Here is a 7673-nt window from a genome sequence, read left to right as displayed (position 1 = left end):
CGATGCGGAACGCAGTGACGAAGAGGAGTGGCGCCAATGAGCACCGAGATTCCGGCAACCGTCAACGCGGGCACGGTGACGTCATGGTCGGACGAGGTCGACGTGGTGGTGATCGGTTTCGGCATCGGCGGCGGGTGCGCGGCGGTCAGCGCGGCGGCCGCGGGCGCGAAGGTACTGGTGCTCGAGCGCGCCGCCGCGGCGGGCGGCACGACTTCCCTTGCGGGAGGCCACTTTTACCTCGGCGGCGGGACCGCCGTGCAGGAGGCGACCGGCCACCCCGACTCGGCCGAGGAGATGTACAAATACCTCGTCGCGGTGTCGAGGCAGCCGGACCACGCGAAGATTCGCGCCTACTGCGAGGGCAGCGTCGAGCATTTCAATTGGTTGGAAGACTTGGGTTTTCAATTCGAGCGCAGCTACTTCCCGGGCAAGGCCGTGATCCAGCCCAACACCGAGGGGTTGATGTTCACCGGCAACGAGAAGGTTTGGCCCTTCCTGGAAAAGGCGGTCCCGGCGCCGCGCGGTCACAAAGTGCCGGTGCCCGGCGACACCGGTGGCGCCAGCATGGTGATCGACCTGCTGCTCAAGCGGGCCGCCAGCCTCGGCGTGCAAATCCGATACGAGACCGGCGCCAGCCAGCTCATCGTGGACGACGCCGGCGCGGTGACCGGCGTGCTGTGGAAGCAATTCTCCGAAACCGGTGCGATCAAGGCAAAGTCGGTGATCATCGCTGCCGGGGGATTCGTGATGAACCCGGAGATGGTGGCCAAGTACACCCCGAAGCTCGGCGAGAAGCCGTTCGTGCTCGGCAACACCTACGACGACGGCCTGGGCATCCGGATGGGCGTCTCCGCGGGCGGCGCCACCCAGCACATGGATCAGATCTTCATCACAGCGCCGCCCTACCCGCCGTCGATCCTGCTCACCGGGATCATCGTGAACAAGCTCGGGCAGCGGTTCGTCGCCGAAGACTCCTACCACTCCCGCACGGCGGGCTTTATCATGGATCAGCCGGACAGCGCCGCGTTCCTGATCGTCGACGAGGCGCACCTGGAGCATCCCAAGATGCCGCTGGTGCCGCTGATCGACGGCTGGGAGACCGTGCCCGAGATGGAAGCCGCGCTGGGCATCCCGCATGGCAACCTGGTCGCAACCCTGGACCGCTACAACACCCACGCCGCCCGCGGCGAGGATCCCGATTTCCACAAGCAGCCGGAATTCCTTGCGGCGCAAGACAAAGGGCCCTGGGGCGCGTTCGACATGTCGTTGGGCAAGGCGATGTACGCCGGATTCACCGTCGGCGGGCTGGCCGTGTCGGTCGACGGGCAGGTGCAACGCGAGGACGGCACCGTGGTTCCCGGCCTGTACGCGGTGGGCGCGTGCGCGTCCAACATTGCCCAGGACGGCAAGGGCTACGCCAGTGGAACGCAGCTGGGGGAGGGCTCGTTCTTCGGGCGCCGCGCCGGGGCGCACGCGGCCCGGGAGGCCGCGGGCGCGCGGTCGTAATCGGCGCACGGCGTCGAGGCTGTAATTTTGCAGCGAAAGTGCGAGTAAACCCCTACGAATTTGCAGGCTCGCCGCGCCCTGGCCGCAACGCGAAAGCCTAGACCCCGGCGGGTTCCTTCTCCACCGGGCCGAGCCGCCACTGGCCGCCGCCCAGCAACTGGAGCTGTTGGCGGTGATGCTGCTCGACGGTGGGCCGGTGGCTGACGCTGACCAGCACGGTGTCCGGCAACTCGGTGCGCACCAGCTGATACAGCGCGAACTCCAGCCCCTCGTCGAGCGCCGAGGTGGCCTCGTCGAGGAACACCGCCTTCGGTTTGGTGAGCAGGATGCGGGCGAACGCGACGCGCTGCTGCTCGCCCGGGGAGAGCACCTTGGCCCAGTCCTGCTCCTCGTCGAGCCGGCTGATCAGCGGCGCCAGGGCCACCTTCGTCAGCACGTCCTGCAGTTCGCCGTCCGAGACGTTCGCCGGCTCGTTCGGGTAGCAGACCACGCCGCGCAGGCTGCCGAGCGGCACGTAGGGCAACTGCGACAGGAACATCGTCGCGTTGTCGCCGTCGGGGCGGCACAGGGTCCCGGAGGCGTACGGCCACAACTCGGCCAGGCTGCGCAGCAGCGTGGTCTTGCCGGCGCCCGATCGACCGGTGATCACCAGCGAGTCGCCGTCGTCGAGCGCCACATCGAGCGGGTCGATCAACTGGTCGCCGGCCGGCGTGCGCACCTCGACACCGCGAAGCTCGACGGTTGCCTCGTCGCTCGGCTTGACCAGGATCGTCGGCAGCGCGCGGCCCTGGCTGTTCGCATCGACCAGCCCGTGCAACCGGATGATCGCCGCGCGGAATGCGGCAAACGCATCGTAGTTGTTGCGGAAGAACGACAGCGAATCCTGGATGTTGCCAAAGGCCGTCGCGCTCTGGCCGACGTCGCCGAAGTCGATCCGCCCGGCGAACAGCCGCGGCGCCTGGATCACCCACGGCAGCGGCACGATGATCTGCGACATCGACCAGTTCCACCCGTTGAAGATGATGGTCCGGCGCACGAACTTGCGGTAGTTGGCGATGATCGGGGTGAAGCGCCGCCACAGTTGCGCCCGCTCGACTCGTTCACCGCGGTAGAAGCCCACCGCCTCGGCCGCGTCGCGCAACCGCACCAGCGCGTAACGGAATGCGGCGTTGAGCTTTTCGTTGTTGAAGCTCAGCCAAATCAGCGGATGGCCCAGCCAGACCGCGACCACGGTCGCGACCAGCACGTAGACCAGCACGGTGACGAACATCGCGCGCGGCAACACCAAGCCGAAAAGTTCCAGGTTCCCGGAGAGCTGCCACAGGATCGCGGCGAAGGAGATCACCGAGGCCACCGCGTTGACGGCGCCGAACAGCAGGGTGCTGCCCGTCCCGTTGGACGGGATGTTCGGGGTGCCCCCGGCGTTGGCGGTGAAAATGTCGATGTCCTGCTGGATGCGCTGGTCCGGGTTGTCGATGGTGTTGTCGATGAACAGGTCCCGGTAGTAGGCCTTGCCCTCCAGCCAGTCGTCGGTGAGGTGGGCGGTCAGCCAGACGCGCCAGGCGATGATGAATCGCTGGGTCAGATAGATGTCGATCATGAACCGGATGACATACAGCGTCGCCAGCACGGAAAAGATCCCGATCGACATCCAAAAGCCGTGAATCCCAGATTCTTTGACGTTGGCGTCGTCGGCCGCGATGCCCTGCACGGCCTTCTGCACCGCCGTGTACAGGTCGTTGCCCTGGTAGCTCAGCAGCACGGTGAGCCGCACCGAACAGAGCACCGACAGCAACAGCACGCCCAGCATCGCCCACACCTTGGCGCTCGACGCGCCGACGAAGTATCCGCGGGTGATCCGCCAGAACTGCCGGCCCCACGGGGTCAGGTACCGGAACGCCACCAGCACGGCGAGCAGGCAGACGGCGCCGATCGCCCAGGCTATGGCGATCCAGCGCAGGGAATCCATGGGTGCCGCCGACCAATTGATCGACGGCGTGAACGGCTTCGGGCCCATGGTCGATGTCTCCTTAAGGTCGAGGCCTGACACAAAATCCTTCGGCGAAGGTACCCGAGTGATTGCCGATAGGCTGCCTGGATGAGCATCGACGCTCCGTCCAGCCAGACCGTACATGCCGGCCGACTCATCGCACGCCGGCTCAAGGCCAGCGGCATCGACACCGTGTTCACCCTATCGGGCGGTCACCTGTTCTCCATCTACGACGGGTGCCGCGACGAGGGGATCCGGCTGATCGACACCCGCCACGAACAGACCGCGACGTTCGCCGCCGAGGGCTGGTCGAAGGTGACGAGGCTGCCCGGCGTGGCCGCATTGACCGCGGGGCCGGGCGTGACCAACGGGATGAGCGCGATGGCCGCGGCGCAGCAGAACCAGTCACCGCTGGTGGTGCTGGGTGGCCGGGCCCCCGCGGGGCGCTGGGGCATGGGCTCGCTGCAGGAGATCGACCATGTGCCGTTCGTGGCACCGCTGGCCCGATTCGCCGCCACCGCGCAGTCGGCCGACGACGCCGGCCGGCTGGTGGACGAGGCGTTGCGCGCGGCCGTCGGCGCCCCATCCGGGGTGGGGTTCGTCGACTTTCCGATGGACCACGCCTTTTCGATGTCGGAGGATGACGGCCGGCCCGGCGCCTTGAGCGCGGTGCCGCCCGGACCGGCCCCGGATGCCCAGGCCCTCGACCGCGCCGTCGACCTGCTGGCGGCGGCCCAGCGGCCGGTGATCATGGCGGGCACCAACGTCTGGTGGGGACACGGCGAGGCCGCGCTGCTGCACCTCGCGGAGGAACTTCAGATTCCGGTGCTGATGAACGGGATGGCCCGCGGCGCGGTGCCGGCCGACCATCCGATGGCCTTCTCGCGGGTGCGCGGCAAGGCGCTGGGCGAGGCCGACGTCGCGCTGATCGTCGGTGTGCCAATGGATTTCAGGTTGGGCTTCGGCAAGGTGTTCGGGCCGGAAACGCAGCTGATCGTGGCGGACCGCGGCGAACCCGTCCGCGAGCATCCCCGGCCCGTTGCCGCCGGCCTATACGGCGACCTCAGCTCGATCCTTGCGGCCCTCGCCGCCACGCGTGGCACCGCACACCCGGATTGGGTCGCAGGGCTACGAACCGCCGAGACCGCGGCACGCGCCCAGGAGGAGGCCGAGCTGGCCGACGACCGGATCCCGCTGCATCCGATGCGGGTGTACGCGGAGTTGGCACCGCTGCTGGACCGCGACGCCATCGTCGTCATCGACGCGGGCGACTTCGGGTCCTACGCCGGGCGGGTGATCGACAGCTATCTGCCGGGTTGCTGGCTGGACAGCGGCCCGTTCGGCTGCCTCGGGTCGGGCCCCGGCTACGCGTTGGCCGCCAAGCTGGCCCGGCCCGACCGCCAGGTCGTGCTGCTGCAGGGCGACGGCGCGTTCGGCTTCAGCGGGATGGAGTGGGACACCCTGGTCCGCCACGGCGTGCCGGTCGTGTCGATCATCGGCAACAACGGAATCTGGGGTCTCGAGAAACACCCGATGGAGGCGCTGTACGGCTACTCGGTGGTGGCCGAGTTGCGCCCGGGCACCCGCTACGACGAGGTGGCCCGCGCCCTGGGCGCCCACGGTGAGCTGGTGGCCGCTCCCGCCGAGTTGCGTCCCGCGCTGGAGCGCGCCTTCGCCAGCGGGCTGCCCGCCGTCGTCAACGTGCTCACCGACCCGGCGGTCGCCTACCCGCGCCGCTCGAACCTGGCTTAGCCGGGTGCCGTGGCCGACCGCGTACCGTTGACCTGTGCCAAAGACCACCCGGACGCAGCCCGGCCGCCTGAGTAGCCGATTCTGGCGGCTGCTGGGCGCCAGCACCGAGAAGAACCAGACGCGGTCCCTCGCCGAGGTCACCGCCTCGTCGGAGTACGACGAGAAGGCGGCCGGCCTCAGCGACGAAAAGCTGCGCGAGGCCACGGGGCTGCTCAAGCTCGACGACCTCGCCGAGTCCGCCGACATCCCGCAGTTCCTCGCGATCGCGCGGGAGGCGGCCGAGCGGGCCACCGGGCTTCGCCCCTTCGATGTCCAGCTGCTAGGCGCCTTGCGCATGCTCGCCGGCGATGTGATCGAGATGGCCACCGGTGAGGGCAAGACCCTGTCAGGGGCGATCGCGGCCGCCGGATACGCCCTCGCGGGACGGCACGTGCACGTGGTGACCATCAACGACTACCTGGCCCGCCGCGACGCGGAGTGGATGGGCCCGCTGCTGGAAGCCCTGGGGCTGACGGTCGGCTGGATCACCGCGGACTCGTCGAGCGAGGAACGCCGCGCCGCCTACGGCTGCGACGTCACCTACGCCTCGGTCAACGAGATCGGCTTCGACGTCCTGCGCGACCAGCTGGCGACCGACGTCGACGACCTGGTGTCACCAAATCCCGACGTGGCCCTCATCGACGAGGCCGACTCGGTGCTGGTCGACGAGGCGCTGGTGCCGCTGGTGCTGGCCGGCACCACCCACCGCGAGACGCCGCGGCTGGAGATCATCAAGCTGGTCGGCAAGCTGGACCCCGCCACCGATTACGAGACCGACGCCGACAGCCGCAACGTGCATTTGACCGACGTCGGCGCCCGCAAGGTCGAGAAGGCGCTCGGCGGCATCGACCTGTACTCCGAGGAGCACGTCGGCACCACCCTGACCGAGGTCAACGTGGCGCTGCACGCGCACGTGCTGCTGCAGCGCGACGTGCACTACATCGTGCGCGACGAAGCGGTGCACCTGATCAACTCCGCCCGCGGCCGCATCGCGCAACTGCAGCGCTGGCCCGACGGCCTGCAGGCCGCCGTCGAGGCGAAGGAGGGCATCGAGACCACCGAGACCGGCGAGGTGCTCGACACCATCACCGTGCAGGCGCTGATCAACCGCTACGCCACCGTCTGCGGCATGACCGGCACCGCGCTGGCCGCCGGCGAGCAGCTGCGCCAGTTCTACAAGCTCGGCGTGTCGCCAATCCCGCCGAACGAGCCCAACATTCGCGAGGACGAGGCCGACCGGGTCTACATCACCGCGGCAGCTAAGAACGACGCGATCGTCGCGCACATCGCCGAGGTGCACGAGACCGGGCAGCCGGTGCTGGTCGGCACCCGCGACGTGGCCGAGTCCGAGGAGCTACACGAGCGGCTGCTGCGCCGTGGCGTCCCCGCCGTCGTGCTCAACGCGAAGAATGACGCCGAAGAGGCGAAGGTCATCGCCGAGGCCGGCGAGTACGGCACGGTGACCGTGTCGACCCAGATGGCCGGGCGCGGCACCGACATCCGCCTCGGCGGGTCCGACGAGGCCGACCACGACCGCGTCGCCGAACTGGGCGGGCTGCACGTCGTCGGCACCGGCCGCCACCACACGGAGCGCCTCGACAACCAGCTGCGCGGCCGCGCGGGACGGCAGGGCGACCCGGGGTCGTCGGTGTTCTTCTCGAGCTGGGAGGACGACGTCGTCGCGGCGAACCTCGACCACAACAAGCTGCCCATGCAAACCGACGAGGACGGCCGGATCGTCAGCCCCAAGGCGGCCGGGATGCTCGACCACGCCCAGCGGGTCGCCGAGGGCCGGATGCTCGACGTGCACGCGAACACCTGGCGTTACAACCAGCTGATCGCGCAGCAGCGCGCGATCATCGTCGATCGCCGAAACACGTTGCTGCGCACCGCGACCGCGCGCGAGGAGCTCGCCGAGCTGGCGCCGGACCGCTACGAGGAACTCTCCGAGGAGATCTCCGAAGACCGCCTCGAGAAGATCTGCCGGCTCATCATGCTGTATCACCTCGACCGGGGCTGGGCCGACCATCTGGCCTACCTCGCCGACATCCGCGAAAGCATCCACCTGCGCGCGCTGGGCCGGCAGAATCCGCTGGACGAGTTCCACCGGATGGCGGTCGACGCGTTCGCGTCGCTGGCCGCCGACGCCATCGAGGCGGCGCAGCAGACGTTCGAAACCGCGAACGTGCTCGACGAGGAGCCCGGGCTGGACCTGTCCAAACTGGCGCGGCCGACGTCGACGTGGACCTACATGGTCAACGACAACCCGCTGTCCGACGACACGCTGTCGACCCTGAGCCTGCCCGGGGTGTTCCGCTGAGCTGAGCCGACGAGCGTGCGGCCAGCCGCACGCTCGAGCTCGAGTGTGCGGCCAGCCGCGCACTCG

The 7673-nt window shown here is 68.9% G+C and carries 4 protein-coding genes; 3 read left to right on the top strand and 1 reads right to left on the bottom strand.

The window, feature by feature from the left end; all coding sequences use genetic code 11:
- The first annotated feature begins 36 nt into the window (after positions 1-36).
- Positions 37-1506: an FAD-binding protein gene (locus tag AC5Y4S_RS28450; RefSeq protein WP_500035880.1), complete on the top strand. Its 1470-nt coding sequence runs from the start codon at positions 37-39 to the stop codon at positions 1504-1506.
- A gap of 97 nt (positions 1507-1603) precedes the next feature.
- Here AC5Y4S_RS28450 and bacA read toward each other — a convergent pair whose 3' ends face one another.
- Complete coding sequence (gene bacA / locus AC5Y4S_RS28445) at positions 1604-3523, bottom strand: vitamin B12 ABC transporter pemease/ATP-binding protein BacA (RefSeq protein WP_500035879.1); 1920 nt, start codon at positions 3521-3523, stop codon at positions 1604-1606.
- Between the two features lie 81 nt (positions 3524-3604).
- Here bacA and AC5Y4S_RS28440 point away from each other — a divergent pair, with 81 nt between their 5' ends.
- Both AC5Y4S_RS28440 and secA2 read left to right on the top strand, forming a co-directional pair.
- On the top strand, positions 3605-5248 hold the full coding sequence (locus AC5Y4S_RS28440) for an acetolactate synthase (RefSeq protein WP_500035878.1): 1644 nt from the start codon (positions 3605-3607) through the stop codon (positions 5246-5248).
- 34 nt (positions 5249-5282) lie between these two features.
- Positions 5283-7607: an accessory Sec system translocase SecA2 gene (secA2, locus tag AC5Y4S_RS28435; protein WP_500035877.1), complete on the top strand. Its 2325-nt coding sequence runs from the start codon at positions 5283-5285 to the stop codon at positions 7605-7607.
- Positions 7608-7673 lie beyond the last annotated feature (66 nt).

This window comes from Mycobacterium sp. NGS64 (assembly GCF_059812245.1).
The sequence above is the reverse complement of the archived record's forward strand: the minus strand, read 5'-3'. Positions and strand labels throughout refer to the sequence as shown.